The 13,609-nt window shown below is 65.9% G+C and carries 12 protein-coding genes and 1 pseudogene; 7 read left to right on the top strand and 6 right to left on the bottom strand.

The features are described 5' to 3' along the window. The first annotated feature begins 20 nt into the window (after nt 1–20). Nucleotides 21–1,391 carry a TIGR03808 family TAT-translocated repetitive protein gene (locus tag IVB45_RS11775; protein ID WP_247359888.1) on the top strand — a complete coding sequence of 457 codons (1,371 nt, stop codon included), beginning with the start codon at nt 21–23 and terminating at the stop codon, nt 1,389–1,391. Nucleotides 1,392–1,421: 30 nt separating this feature from the next. Here IVB45_RS11775 and IVB45_RS11770 read toward each other — a convergent pair whose 3' ends face one another. The 4 genes from IVB45_RS11770 to IVB45_RS11755 all read right to left on the bottom strand — a co-directional run bounded on the left by IVB45_RS11770 (nt 1,422) and on the right by IVB45_RS11755 (nt 5,547). Then, entirely contained in the window at nt 1,422–2,084 is a 663-nt protein-coding gene (locus IVB45_RS11770) for a TIGR03809 family protein (RefSeq protein WP_247359889.1), read from the bottom strand. A gap of 479 nt (nt 2,085–2,563) precedes the next feature. Then, nucleotides 2,564–4,270: a S8 family serine peptidase gene (locus tag IVB45_RS11765; RefSeq protein ID WP_247359890.1), complete on the bottom strand. Its 1,707-nt coding sequence runs from the start codon at nt 4,268–4,270 to the stop codon at nt 2,564–2,566. Nucleotides 4,271–4,285: 15 nt separating this feature from the next. Continuing rightward, on the bottom strand, nt 4,286–4,981 hold the full coding sequence (locus IVB45_RS11760; RefSeq protein ID WP_247359891.1) for a hypothetical protein: 696 nt from the start codon (nt 4,979–4,981) through the stop codon (nt 4,286–4,288). Then, nucleotides 4,978–5,547: a sigma-70 family RNA polymerase sigma factor gene (locus IVB45_RS11755; protein WP_007593582.1), complete on the bottom strand. Its 570-nt coding sequence runs from the start codon at nt 5,545–5,547 to the stop codon at nt 4,978–4,980. Before IVB45_RS11755 ends, IVB45_RS11760 begins: the two co-directional genes overlap by 4 nt. A 434-nt stretch (nt 5,548–5,981) precedes the next feature. Between IVB45_RS11755 and IVB45_RS11750 the strand changes: the two genes are divergently transcribed. Together IVB45_RS11750 and IVB45_RS11745 are read left to right on the top strand one after the other, a co-directional pair. Further along, nucleotides 5,982–7,139 carry a GGDEF domain-containing protein gene (locus IVB45_RS11750; protein ID WP_247359892.1) on the top strand — a complete coding sequence of 386 codons (1,158 nt, stop codon included), beginning with the start codon at nt 5,982–5,984 and terminating at the stop codon, nt 7,137–7,139. 63 nt (nt 7,140–7,202) lie between these two features. Further along, nucleotides 7,203–8,303 (top strand): DUF2336 domain-containing protein, encoded by a 1,101-nt coding sequence (locus IVB45_RS11745; RefSeq protein WP_247359893.1) that lies wholly within the window; start codon nt 7,203–7,205, stop codon nt 8,301–8,303. A 10-nt stretch (nt 8,304–8,313) separates the two neighbouring features. Here the strand turns inward: IVB45_RS11745 and IVB45_RS11740 are convergent, their stop codons facing one another. Together IVB45_RS11740 and IVB45_RS11735 are read right to left on the bottom strand one after the other, a co-directional pair. Next, a complete protein-coding gene (locus tag IVB45_RS11740) occupies nt 8,314–8,952 on the bottom strand; it encodes a DUF1109 domain-containing protein (protein WP_027516884.1) in 639 nt (212 codons plus the stop codon). A gap of 2 nt (nt 8,953–8,954) precedes the next feature. After that, the gene (locus tag IVB45_RS11735) at nt 8,955–9,500 is read right to left on the bottom strand and encodes a sigma-70 family RNA polymerase sigma factor (RefSeq protein WP_027569038.1); all 546 of its coding nucleotides are present in this window, start codon (nt 9,498–9,500) and stop codon (nt 8,955–8,957) included. A 288-nt stretch (nt 9,501–9,788) separates the two neighbouring features. Between IVB45_RS11735 and IVB45_RS11730 the strand changes: the two genes are divergently transcribed. The 4 genes and pseudogenes from IVB45_RS11730 to IVB45_RS39060 all read left to right on the top strand — a co-directional run bounded on the left by IVB45_RS11730 (nt 9,789) and on the right by IVB45_RS39060 (nt 13,592). After that, nucleotides 9,789–10,454 (top strand): hypothetical protein, encoded by a 666-nt coding sequence (locus IVB45_RS11730; protein WP_247359894.1) that lies wholly within the window; start codon nt 9,789–9,791, stop codon nt 10,452–10,454. Between the two features lie 162 nt (nt 10,455–10,616). Next, a complete protein-coding gene (locus tag IVB45_RS11725) occupies nt 10,617–11,396 on the top strand; it encodes an enoyl-CoA hydratase (RefSeq protein ID WP_247359895.1) in 780 nt (259 codons plus the stop codon). A gap of 184 nt (nt 11,397–11,580) precedes the next feature. Continuing rightward, nucleotides 11,581–13,011: a TolC family outer membrane protein gene (locus tag IVB45_RS11720; protein WP_247359896.1), complete on the top strand. Its 1,431-nt coding sequence runs from the start codon at nt 11,581–11,583 to the stop codon at nt 13,009–13,011. Nucleotides 13,012–13,036: 25 nt separating this feature from the next. Then, nucleotides 13,037–13,592, top strand: a pseudogene (locus tag IVB45_RS39060) (hypothetical protein). Nucleotides 13,593–13,609 lie beyond the last annotated feature (17 nt).

The raw sequence follows: 13,609 nt of genomic DNA, 5'->3' as shown, positions 1-13,609 counted from the left end.
GTCCGCCGGAGGACGCATCCATGGACCTCAATCGCCGCCATCTCATCGGAGCATCGACCGCAGGCATCGCCGGCGCGCTCGCGATACCAGCCGACGCCGCGCGCGCAGCGCCGCTGACGTCGCTGCTCGGCCGCGATGCCACGCAATATGGCGTGCGCCCCGGCAGCAGCGAGGATCAGACCCGCGCGCTCCAGCGTGCGATCGACGAGACCGCGCGGGCGCAAATGCCGCTGGCGCTGCCACCCGGCATCTACCGCACGGGACTGTTGCGTCTGCCAAATGGCGCGCAACTGATCGGCGTGCGCGGCGCGACAAAATTCGTTTTCACCGGCGGGGCGTCGGCGATCCAGAGCGACGGCTCCGATGCAATCGGCATTTCCGGCATCACCTTTGACGGCAGCGGCATTCCGCTGCCGACGCGACGCGGGCTGATCCAGATCCTCGGCGGACGCGACGTCCGCATCACCGATTGCGCGATCACCGGCTCCGGTGGCAGCGGCATCTGGCTCGAGCAGGTCTCCGGCGACATCTCGGGCAACATCTTTACCAACATCGCGGTGACGGCAGTGGTGTCGTTCGACGCCAGGGGTCTCAGCGTCTCCCACAACACCATCACCGGCACCAACGACAACGGCATCGAGATCCTGCGCTCGGCCATCGGCGATGACGGCACGCTGGTCGCTGATAACCGCATCGAGGACATCAAGGCCGGCCCCGGCGGCTCCGGCCAGTACGGCAACGCCATCAACGCGTTCCGCGCCGGCAACGTCATCGTGCGTGGCAATCGCATCAAGAACTGCGATTACTCCGCCGTGCGCGGCAACTCGGCCTCGAACATCCACATTACCGGCAACAGCGTCAGCGACGTGCGCGAGGTCGCGCTCTATTCGGAATTCGCTTTCGAGGCTGCGGTGATCGCCAACAACATTGTGGACGGCGCCGCCGTCGGCGTCTCCGTCTGCAATTTCAACGAAGGCGGCCGCATCGCCGTGGTCCAGGGCAACATCATCCGCAATTTGATCCCGAAGCGGCCGATCGGCACCGCGCCGGATGACGATGCCGGCATCGGCATCTACATCGAGGCGGATTCATCGGTCACCGGCAACGTGATCGAGAACGCGCCGTCCTACGGCATCGTCGCCGGCTGGGGCAAATATCTCCGCGACGTCGCCATCACAGGCAACGTGATCCGCAAGGCACTGGCAGGCGTCGGCGTGTCCGTCGTGCCCGGCGCCGGCACCGCGCTCGTCAACAACAACATGATCTCGGAAACCCCGCGCGGCGCCGTCGTCGGGCTCGATCACGCGCGCGCCGTAACGTCCGACCTGTCGGCGGACGGCGCTCAGCGGTTTGCGCAATTGGTCGTCGGTGGGAATGCGGTGCGGCGGTAGCTGCGGCTCCTCGCCTCTGGCTCTCGAACGCTAGAACGCGTTCCGCAGCAGCGGGTACTTCGCTTCGAGGCCGTCGAGGCTGAAGGTGAACTCAACCAGACGTTCGGGGGCTGCGACGATTTCGGCTGCCGGCGGAGAGAACTGCGGCAGAAGCGCCGCCATCGCAGCCAGCGCCTTGGGCGCTGCCGGCACCTTGGGCCCGGTCATTGCCACGGGCGCGGTGGGCGGCGCCATGGCAGCCGGCACTCTGAGCGGTGCCACCGGCGCAGGCGCGGCGATCGGCGCGGTCGGGGCTTCGGTGATTTCGGCGAGAACGCCCGGCTTCGGATCGAGCCTGACCGGGACGGCGGTCTCCGGGGCGATGTGCACGGCCTTCGGTTGCACGGTCTGCGCCTGGGGCTCGCGCGGAAACATGCGGGGCATTGTCGCCGGCGACCAGCCGAATGCGGGCGACACGCTCGCGGCCGCCGTGGCGACATCAGCGCCGGTGGCAAGCGCGCGCCACGTCTGGACGGCGAGCTTCGCTTCCTGAATGTTTTCGAGAAATGCGATCTCGGAATGATAGCGGCGCCAGCGCCCGGTCTCGAACATCTCGGAGAGATGCACCAACCGCTGCTCGGCGAGAGCGCACCAGCGTGCCGCAACGTCGCGGCCAATAGCAACGTCGCGAATAGCCTCTTGGCGATGTGTCATAAATCAGCCCGTCAGGAGAAAATACGGACGCGACGCAACGCACACGAATCAATTTAGACGCGACGTGAATATTTTGTGGAAAAGTTTTGACTTGTCCAGCAACGACGATGTTTTCGTCGCCAAACTCCGTAGTCGTGCGGAGATTCAAGGGGTTTTGGAGTCAAGCTTCGCGCAAGCATAGCGCGCTTGCGGCGTGCCGGCGGAGCGGTAGCGTTGAGTGAGCTACGACCTCTCAACCGGAAGCTGATCTCGCGTAGGGCTTCGAGGAATTGGACGTCCAAAAAGAAAAGACCCGTCCGGGGGGACAACCGGACGGGTCGAGCCATATGGGCGCTTGGGGTGGATGGGCGCTCGCGCCTAATATGACTTATGGGGAGGGATAACCGCTCCCACATAATTTGGTCGTGGCAGCGGGCCGAACGTTCAACGCGGCGTTTGATTTTTCGACCTTCGCGCCGCGCGCAAAGTTGTCGCAGCCGCTATCGCGTCGTCGGCTTATCCGCTTGAGAAACCGTGGCTTTATCCTCGGTGCTCGACAACGAAGGTTGCTCTAATGCGCGGATGCCGGGCCCGTCGCGACGCTTCTCGAGATCTTCACGTTTTGTTGTACCGGACGCGGCCGCGACCGGCGTCGCGCCGGCGGCGGGAACGGCCATGACCGCGGCAAACGCGTCGGCCTCACCATCGCCGAACAGATCGTCACGCCCGGGTGAACCGAGGTCACGCGCCGTCTTTGCCAGCGTCGCGCGCAGCGCTTCCGGCTTCAAGGCGTAGTTGCGCTCGAGCAGCAGCGCCGCGACGCCGGAGACATAGGCGGCCGAGAACGAGGTGCCCGACGTCATCTGGTATTTGCCGTCAGGCGCCGGCAGGAAGATATCGACGCCGGGGGCCGCGACCGCGATGTAGTTGCCGCGGTTGGAGGCGGTGAACAGCCTGTCCTGCTGGTCGGTCGCACTCACCGCGATCACGTTGGGATTGGCGGCTGGATAGAGTGGCGGCGACTTCGCGCCAGCATTGCCGGCGGCCGCGATCAGCACCAGGCCACGCGCGGCCGTCGCCGCGATGGCCCGCTCGATCACCGCGTCTTTGGGACCGGCAAAGCTCATGTTGACGATCTGGGCGCCATGCTCGGCGGCATAGTTCAGCGAGCGCAGGATGACGTAGGACGAGCTCTCGGCCCCGCCGGTGGTGCCGCCGAAGGCGCGGATCGCGATGAGGCGCGCCTCGGGCGCGCTGCCCATCAGCTTGGCATGGGCCACGATGGCGCCGGCAATGCCGGTGCCGTGAATGTGCGGGCCCTCGGCGCTGCCAAGCGCATCGAAATTGTCGGCAATGGAATTGGCAAGTTCCGGATGTTGGACGTCGATGCCGGAGTCGATCACGGCGACCGTCACATTGGCGCCATGCGCGAGAGTATGTGCCTGCGGCAGGCGGAGCTTGGCCAGCGCATATTGCGCGGGATCTCCCTCGGTCGGCACCGACGATTTCTGGTCCTGAAGCAGGTAGCGGAAGTTCTGCTGGACCGAACGCACGCTGCCGTCGGCCGCGAATTCACGCCGCACCGTCGCGGAAGGCCGGCCGTCGGTGATGCGGAACAGTCCGAACGTCGCCCCGATCAGCGGAAAATTCTCGGAGGACACACGCGTCAGGCCATGGCGACGCGCAAGCTCGTCGGCTTGGCTCAACGACAGCCCGCCGTCGATCTCGGCGACAAATTCGCCGGCAAAGGTGCGCAAATCCGCGGCGACGGGCGTGTTGTTGCCGCGCCCCTTTCCGGCGGTCTTCTTGCCCGATTTGCCCGAGCCATCGCCGCCTGCGTTCTGCTGCGCCAGGCATTCGCCGGCGGCGTCGCGATCGGGCGCGGTACAGGCGGGATAGAGGTTCGGGGAGTAGCGCGCATAAGGCAGCACCGGCGTCGGCCCCATCCGCGCCGAAATCCTCGTCGTCACAATCGGACCGGGACCGCGGCCGACGGCCACCGCTCTGGCGGCAACACCGGGACTGACGCGTGCGGCGATGCCAGGAGAAATCGTCGGCATTCGGGAGGGGACGCTGATCGTCGGCGTGCGCATGATCGCCTGCGCCTGCGCAACCTCGACGCCGAGACAGGCGGCGAGCAGAAGCGCGGCTGCGACCGACGAAGCGCAGGCCCCCGCTCTTACTCTACTTTCAAACTTGCGCGTCATTGGTTTGGAAGCGCCTTACGGCGCTGCGACGGCGAGGTTGACGAACTTCTCGCGCTGCATCTTGCCAAGCAGCGAGGTGAGTTCGTCACGGCTCATCGCCTTGTCGAACTGGAGGCGGAACATACCGCCCTTGGCATCACCGATGATCGAAGCCTGGTAGCCGTCGAGCAATGCCGTGATATCGACGACGCGCGCCTCGGGCGTGAAGCGTACCAGCGCGCGCGCTGGCGGGACGGTCGTGCCGAGGTCGCGGGTGATCGGAGCGCTGGTCGAGAGCGAAGCAGTCTGGAAGGTCGCAGTCTGGGTCTTCGTCAACACGGCGCCGATGATTCCGGCCTGCAGCACGAGCGCGATGGCGCCAAGGCTCGCCGACCAGGCCAGAGTGCGCGGCGACAGGCTCGCAAAGAAGGTGGCGATGCGCGCCGACAGCGGCAGCGAACCGGCCGCACGCGCAGGCTCAGCGTCGATCGCGGCGAACAGCTTCTGCATCGCACGCGCCGACGGAGCCCCCAGGCTCTCGTTCAGATGGATGGTCTCTTCATACTCGCCGCGGATCGCGGCATATTGCTTCGCGAGCTCGGGATCGCGCGCCAGCGCCTCGTCGACGCGGCGCGCATCGCGCGGGTTCAGCGTGCCGGCGGCGTGCCACGGCAGCAGCAGTTCAATTTCACCGGGCTCTTGCTCCAGCATCTTCTTGCTCAAAGCCATCATGGCCAGCCTCGCTCAATGCCGGCTGCTTTCAGCAGTTCGGCCAATTTCTTGCGCGCATAGAACAAGCGCGTCTTCACAGTGTTCTCCGGGATGCCAACGATTTCGGCCACTTCTTCCACGGATTTCTCGTGGTAGTAGACGAGATCGACGATCTCCCGATGGTCCGGCGAGAGGCCCGTCAGACACTCCCGCAACGCTTCACTGGTATCCTTCTTCTGCACCGCCGTTTCCGGATTGTCGGACGTATCCTCGATCGCGTTCGCGGCGTCGTCGTCCAACTCAAAATCCTTCCTGCGCCGAAGCGCAGACAGGGCCTTGAATCGGGTAATGGCCAGCAGCCAGGTGGAAACGGCGGATCGGCCCTCGAATTTGCCGGCTTGACGCCAGACGTCGAGAAACACCTCGCTGATGAGGTCTTCCGCCGCCTGCTCGTCCCGCACGAGCCGGAGGCCGAACCGATACACCCTGACATGGTGCCGCCCGTACAGCACCTGCATGGCGAGCCGGTCACCTTGAGCGATCCTGGCGATCAGGATCTCGTCCGAAGCCGCTTGTGTCACGCTCAAAGACCGTCTCGCAAGGTTGGTCGGGTCGATGCGGCAGACGGTTCGACGGGAGGGGTAAAATTGTTCAGCCTACCGCAGTCATACGGGAGGCTGTGTGATCTACCCGACATACGCGAAATTTCCTGTTGCCACCCGCGGCTGGGCGCCTCGCTCAAGAACGGTAACATAGTAATGAAGCACTTTCCTGAGCAATGCCGTCCCAGTAGAGACGGCCCGACGTGCATGGAACCTTAGCAGCCTAGCACGACATATGTCTTCCGAAGCCCTGCTTTGGCTCGACCCCGTCGCACACGGTGCCTAATCGCCGGCAAATTCCTGGAGCGATCGACGTCCCCTGCTGCCGCGCTGCACAGCGTGGATTCGGTTTCGAAGGATACCAAACCTAAAGGCTTGCGACGTAGATTTTTGAGCTGACATCCACCACTGGCGGGACCATGAGCACGGCTGCGACGTCCTTTCCCGAGAGGAATGCCGCTGAAGCCGCGGATCTCGCCTTGACGACCGAGGCAGCGGCACCCGAGGTCCTGGCACGCCGGATCCGGCAGCGGCGCCAGATGTATGTTGGCCAGGTGGCGAGCTATTCGCTTGGCGCCTCCGTCCTGCTGCTCTACGCCTTTGACGGCGTGATCTCCATGGGCGTTCCGTCGCTGTTCTGGCTCAGCGGCCTACTGATCATCGGTACCTTCACCGTGCTATCGGAAGCGGGCTTCGGCGACCGGTTCGAGGATCATTACCTCACCGTCTTCCAGATCTCGGCGCATATGACGCTGCAGCTGCTGTTCCTGCTCGCGGTGCCGACAGTCGGAGTCGCGTTCCTGGCCGTGCTGTTTCTGATCTTCGCCTTCGGCACGCTTCGTATGACATCGAGCCAGGCAATGCTCACCTGGGGTCTCACCACTTGCGGGCTCGCGTTGGTCTTCCTCGCCTCGGACTTGCCAATCGGACTGCCGGTTACGACCCAGCTGCAACGGGCGGCATCGATGCTGTGCTTCGTGCTGGTGATCGGCCAGTGCGCCTTCCTCGGCCTGTTCGGCGCCACGTTGCGCAAGATCCTGTACCGGCGCAGCATCGAGCTGAAGGCCGCCTATCGGCGCATCGAGGAACTGGCGGAGCTCGACGAGCTCACCGGCTCCTACAACCGCCGCTGTATCATGCGGCTTCTCGACGCCGAGATCGAAAAATCGCGGCAGACGTCGACCCCTTGCGCGATCGCGCTGATCGATCTCGACTGGTTCAAGCGCATCAACGACGCCCATGGCCATCCCATCGGCGACGAGGTGCTGCGCACCTTCGCGATCACCATTTTCGCCAACATCCGCCCGGCCGACTGCTTCGGACGCTACGGCGGCGAGGAATTCTTGCTGCTGCTGCCGGGGATGGACGGCGATGCGGCGTCACGCATGCTCGATCGGCTGCGCGGCATCGTCGCCGATCTGGACTGGAGCGCATTCTCCCCGGGCATGCGCGTGACCATTTCCGCGGGCGTCGTGACGCTACGCGACAACGATACTGCCGACACGTTTCTCGTGCGCGCCGATAGCGCGCTCTATTCCGCCAAGGCACAGGGGCGCAACCGCATTGCAACGAGCTGACCAATCCATTTTCTCCCGGCGCGACAGAAGCCGCGGCCGGGCCGAACGCTCCAGGACAGGGCAATGAGATCCAAAGCCGTAAAATCATCCGAGAGTCTGCTCGAGGAATTGCAAACTGCGCTCTCGCACGGCACCGTTGCGCACCGGGTCGAGACGTTGCGCCGCGTAACCGATCTGTTCGTGGGCAACGCGGTGGACTATTCCGACGACCACGTCCGCGTGTTCGACGACGTGTTCCAATGCCTGATCGAGCGGATCGAGACGTCCGCCAGGGCGCTGCTCGCCGACCGCCTCGCATCGATCGCGGCTGCGCCGCCGAAGATCATCCGCACGCTCGCGCTCGACGAGGTGATCGAGGTTTCCGGCCCGGTGCTGTCGAAATCCGAACGGCTGGACGAGGCGACCCTGATCGAGATCGCGCGCACCAGGGGCCAGGCCCATCTCAAGGCGATCTCGCTCCGGCGGGTGTTGTCGGAAGCGCTGAGCGACGTGCTGGTGACCCGCGGCAACGAGGACGTGGTGCAATCGACCGTCAGCAATCCGGGCGCGCAACTGTCCGAGGGAAGTCTCGCCGACCTCGTGACCCGCGCCGAACGTGACGACGACCTCGCCAGCTGCATCGGCCTGCGGGCCGACCTGCCCCGCCATCATTATTTGAAGCTGGTCGCGAAGGCCTCCTTGACCGTGCGCCGGAAGCTGGAGGCCGCGCATCCGGAGCTCGCGGACGACGTGTCCAGCGTGGTCCAGGAAGCGGCTCAGCGGATCCGCGCCGCCACCACGACCCGGCAGACCGAGATGGCGCGGGCGCTGGTGAAGTCGCTGCACGAGGACGGCCGCCTGACCGAACTCCAGGTCGCCACCTTCGCAGAGCAGGGCAAGTTCGACGAGACCAATGCGGGGCTCGCGGCGCTTGCGGGCGTCGCAGTCGAGACCGCCGAGACCATGATGATCGAAAGCCGGGTCGAGGGCGTGATGATCCTCGCCAAGGTCGCGGCCATGCAATGGTCGAGCGTCCGCGCCATCATCGCCCTGCGCGAGAAGCTCTCAGGCGGCCCTCAGACCGACATGCTGACGCTGCGCGACGCTTACGAGGCGCTGCGTAGCTCGACCGCGCAGCAGGTGCTGCGCTTCCACCGCATGCAGCAGGGCGCGACGCCGGCTTGAAGCCGGCGAGCTAGTAGCGTAGGACCCTCGCCCCCACCAGCGCGCCAATTGCCGTCACCAACGCGGTGGCGAGCGTGTACCAGGTCGCGACGAACAGCGGCGAGTCATCGGTGCAGTGCGAGGCGTACAGCGTCGCGGCAAGGCCCGCCGACACCAGGCCGGCGAGCGCACCGGCGAGCGCGGGATGCGACGGCGCACCGTGGCGCAGGCCGAACAGGGCCCCCGCAAGCAGCGGCAGCGACATCGCAGGAATTGCGAACAGGCACACCCTGGAATTCTTGCCCATCAAACGCATCGTCATCGGCATGGCCGGCGCCATCATCGCCTCGCTGCCGATCGCCACCGCGAGCAGCCCGACGGGCAGCAGCAGCAGCCAGCCCCAGCCACGCAGCAAGGCCTCGGGACGCGACAGATGCAGGCTGACGATGATTGCCGGGATCGCGAGCGAGAGCGTGACCGCGAACTTCATGTCGAAGAACGGGTTGCGCATCGCGCTCATCACGTCGTGACGCACACCGAGGAAGGTGGCGAAGATCAGGATCGACAGCGGCGCGGCGACCAGCAGCGCCATGGTCAGCACCGCGCCGACGCGCGGCGGGCGATGGGCGTTGTCGGCCGCGAGGGAGCGAATGAGTTGATCGGTATCCATGACTAGTGGTCCCGCAGTTTGGCTGTCAGCGCCGCAAGTCCGCGATGCAGCGCGACCCGCACCGCGCCCTCGCTCATCGAATATTTCGCCGCCGTGTCCTTGATCGAGGTGCTGTCGACCGCGATCGACTGCAACACGTCGCGCTGGCGTTGCGGCAGCGTATTGAGCTGGCTGGCGACCTCGCCGGCCGAGACCGTCTCCTGCGGCGCCTCACCCGGCAGGATCTCGGCGAAATCGTCGATGTTGACGAAGATCCGCCTGCCCCGTCGCCGCAGCATGTCGATCAGCTTGTTGCGGCCGATCGCAAACAGCCACGGGGCGAAGGGGGCTTCGCTGTCCCAGGTGTGCCGCTTCAGATGCACCGCCAACAGAATCTCCTGCACGATATCCTCGGCCTGGTCGGGAGGCTGCCCGGCCCGCGCCAGGCCGCGCCTCGCGGCAGCGCGCAGCACAGGCGTGACCGCCTTCAACAGACGATGATACGCCGCGTCATCGCCTGCCATGGCCGACCGCATCAGGTCGGTCCACTCGTCCTCACGTCCGCGCACGCGCGCCCCTCACCATGCAATTCGGCCGTTCTTTCAGTTTGTTACGCCGGCGGCAGCGTGATCACGAATTCGTGATCATGCTTGGCCACGCAACCGATACGGCCGTCAGGATCTGCGACGGCTCATAACACCGATCGGTCCCGTACGCACCCGCGGCCGGCCGCGACGGCAAGGGATTGCCGCGCTTTTGCCCGGTGTGGCCCGAAGATTCCCATTTTCTGCCCCGCTGTCGTCACGCGCCAGGGTCTCTGTTCGGTCCGGGACGGGCGGACTTGGGGAGATGTCAACATGATGAAAGCCAGCGGGCGCGCGGCCCTGATTCTCCTGGCCGGGCTTTTCGTGCTGTTCGGGGGCGTTGCACAGTCGGCGCCGAGTTCAGCCGCTAGCAGCAAGTCGGACAATGCGAGCAAACAGGCGGACGAGGTCAAGCCGAGCAAGCAGCGGCGTCACACGTCGCGCCACCGCGACAACACCAAGACGGCGCAGAAATCCGACGACAAGGCCGACAAGAAGGACGCCGCGGCAACGGCCGACGAGGCGAAGGCCGACACTCGTGAGGTCCCGGCCTCGAGCCAGATGCCGCCGGAAGTCGCCAACGCCAATGCGCAGCTCGCCGCCGCCGATACGCCGACCGCGGCTGCCGCCTCAGCAATGACCGGCCGGGCCAACGACAACGTCCAGGCCGCGGCCGATAATACCGCCGCCCCGAACCCCGATAGCCAGGTCGTCGCACCCGATCAGCTCAACGATATCGACCGCGCCCTGCAACAGGACAACGCGCCGGCGCAGAAGGCGGTGATTGCCGCAATCGACGCGCAGCCGCGTCCGGCACCGGTGATGGCAAGCAGCCAGCAGAGCTCGGCCTGGGACCAGAGCTCCCTGATCGGAAAGATCTTCATCGGCGTCGGCACACTGCTGACGCTGGCCTCCGCCGCGCGCATGTTCATGGCGTGACTTTGGCTTGATTACGGCCTGATCGCCGGCCCGCGGGACCTCGTCCGGAACGCGCATCTCGCCGCGTGTTCCGGCCGTTGCTGCTCCGATGGCTTTAGCGCCTCTTGAAGCCCACCGCGCCAGCGGGCACATTGCCCGCTCAACCAAAAGCGTGGGTGGAGCATGAGCACGTTCGAACACATCATCGTCGAAAGCAAAGGCGCGGTCGGCATCATCAAGCTGAATCGGCCGAAGCTGCTCAACGCACTCTCCTTTGGCGTCTTCCGCGAGATCGCCGCGGCCGTCGACGATCTCGAAGCCGATGACGCCATCGGCTGCATCGTCGTGACCGGCAGCGAGAAGGCATTTGCCGCCGGCGCCGACATCAAGGAGATGCAGCCGAAAGGCTTCATCGACATGTTCTCGGAGGATTTTGCCGCGATCGGCGGCGATCGGGTCGCGCGCTGCCGCAAGCCGACGATCGCCGCGGTCGCGGGTTATGCCCTCGGCGGCGGCTGCGAGCTCGCGATGATGTGCGACTTCATCATCGCCGCCGACACCGCCAAATTTGGCCAACCCGAAATCACCCTCGGTACCATCCCCGGCATCGGCGGCACCCAGCGCCTGACCCGTGCGATCGGCAAGTCCAAGGCGATGGACCTTTGCCTCACCGGCCGCATGATGGATGCAGCCGAAGCCGAGCGCAGCGGCCTCGTCAGCCGCATCGTGCCAGCCGACAAGCTGATGGAAGAGGTGATGGCCGCGGCCGAGAAGATCGCCGCGATGTCACGGCCCGCGGTCGCGATGGCCAAGGAAGCGGTCAACCGCGCCTTCGAGACCACGCTCGCCGAGGGCATGAGCGTCGAGCGCAACCTGTTCCACTCGACCTTCGCGCTGGAGGACCGCTCCGAGGGAATGGCGGCGTTCATCGAGAAGCGGAAGCCGGCGAACAAGAACCGGTAAGGAGGCGAGCGGTCAGGCTGGTGTAAGACTCTGCCTTTCCCGCAGAATCCCTGTGATGTAGCTGCAACAAGCACGGAATACATGGGGGTTTCCCCCGCGGCAGTTTGCCTGCGGGACCTCGGCTGGTTAAACAGTTAAGAGAGCCGCCGTCGGCGGGGGCGGACAGCCAGGATTTGCGGATTACATGATTGGGCGTGCCGCCAGAGCTGGTCGCGTGATGGCGCGGCATCGATCGGGCGTGGCTCCTGTGCTCGCGACATGGACCACGCTTGCGCTCTGTTGCGCCCTGCCCTCCGCCGCACGGGCGGAAGCGCTGCCGGAGGCGCTCGCCAAGGCCTACCAGACCAACCCGCAGCTCAATGCCGAACGTGCGCGGCAGCGGGCCACCGACGAGAACGTGCCGCAGGCGCTCGCCGGCTACCGGCCACAGATCGTGGCAAGCCTCAGCGCCGGGCTGCAATCGGTGCGCAATCTGCTGCCCGACAACACCATCCAGACCGCCAATCTGAAGCCATGGATCATCGGCGTCACCGTGTCGCAGACCCTGTTCAACGGTTTCCGCACCGCCAACAACGTGCGCGCCGCCGAACTCCAGGTGCAGTCTGGCCGCGAGGCGCTGCGCAACGTCGGCCAGGGCGTGCTGCTCGACGCGGTCACCGCCTACACCAATGTCCTCGCCAACCAGTCGCTGGTCGAGGCGCAGCGCTCCAACGTCGCCTTCCTGCGCGAAACGCTCTCGGTCACCCAGCGGCGCCTCAACGCCGGCGACGTCACGCCGACCGACAGCGCTCAGGCCGAGGCGCGGCTCAACCGCGGACTTTCCGATCTCAACGCCGCCGAAGTCGCGCTGGCGGTGAGCCAGGCGATCTACGCGCAGGTGATCGGCAATGCGCCGTCGCAGCTTCGCGCCGCCGAAGTCGTCGACCGCTATCTGCCGAAGAGCCGCGAAGACGCGCTGACGATTGCGATCCGCCAGCACCCGGCGGTGATGGCGGCGGGCTTCGACGTTGATGTCGCCTCCACCAACATCCGCGTCGCCGAAGGCGCGCTGCTGCCGAGCGCCAGCGTCCAGGGCAGCGCCAGCAAGAGCCGCAACAACGACCCGACGCTCGGCACCTTCGCCGAAGATCAGGCCTCGATCGTCGCGAATGTCACCGTGCCGATCTACGACGGCGGCCAGGCCGCCGCACAGACCCGGCAGGCCAAGGAGATCACGGCGCAGAGCCGGCTCGTGCTCGACCAGGTGCGCAACCAGGCGCGCACGGCGGCGGTCAGCGCGTGGGTTGCCAACGAAGGCGCCAAGATTGCGGTCTCGGCCTCGGAGTCCGAAGTGAAGGCGGCGACCGTCGCGCTCCAGGGCGTGCAGCGCGAGGCCGCGGGTGGACAGCGCACGACGGTGGATGTGCTGAACTCGCAGGCCGATTTGATCCAGGCCAAGGCCCGCCTGATCGGCGCCAATCGCGACCGCGTAATCGCCTCCTACACGCTGCTCAGCGCCGTCGGCCATCTCGACGTCAAGACCTTGAGCCTGAACACGCCGGACTATCTGCCCGAGGTGCACTACCAGCAAGTCCGCGACGCCTGGCACGGTCTGCGCACGCCGTCCGGGCAGTAGCTTCAAATCGTCCGCCTTGGTGCCGATGAAAAGCCGCCGCATCCATCTGATGGGAGCCTCCGGCTCCGGCGTGACGACGATCGGTCGCGCGCTCGCCGGCAGGCTTGCGCTGCCGCATCACGACAGCGATGATTACTTCTGGCTGCCGACGGCGCCGCCCTACCAGACGACACGCCCTGCCGCCGAGCGTTTGCGCTTGATGCGCGAGATGTTTTTGCCGCGGCTCGATTGGGTGCTGAGCGGAACCGTCACCGGCTGGGGCGACGAGCTCGTCCCATTCTTCGATCTCGTCGTCTGTGACGACGCCGCGCGAGCTTCGCTTGTAGCGCCTGCGTGACCGCGAGGCTACGCATTTCGGAGCGGATGCCGTCGCACAGGGCGGCTGGCGTCATGAGGAGGCGGAGTCGTTCGTCGACTGGGCCTCGCACTACGAAGCCGGCGACCGCGACGGCCGCAGTCTCGCAAAAGATGAAGCGTGGTTCGCGAAGCTGCCCTGCCCGGTCGTGCGCGTCGACGGCTCACGCCCGCTTGCGGACCTCGTCGAGCAGCTATGCAGCGAAGCGCAGCGGCTGCCGGGCTGATGTGATACTGTCCCGAC

It is taken from the genome of Bradyrhizobium sp. 4, from assembly GCF_023100905.1.
Classification (GTDB): Bacteria; Pseudomonadota; Alphaproteobacteria; order Rhizobiales; family Xanthobacteraceae; genus Bradyrhizobium.
The sequence above is the reverse complement of the archived record's forward strand: the minus strand, read 5'-3'. Positions and strand labels throughout refer to the sequence as shown.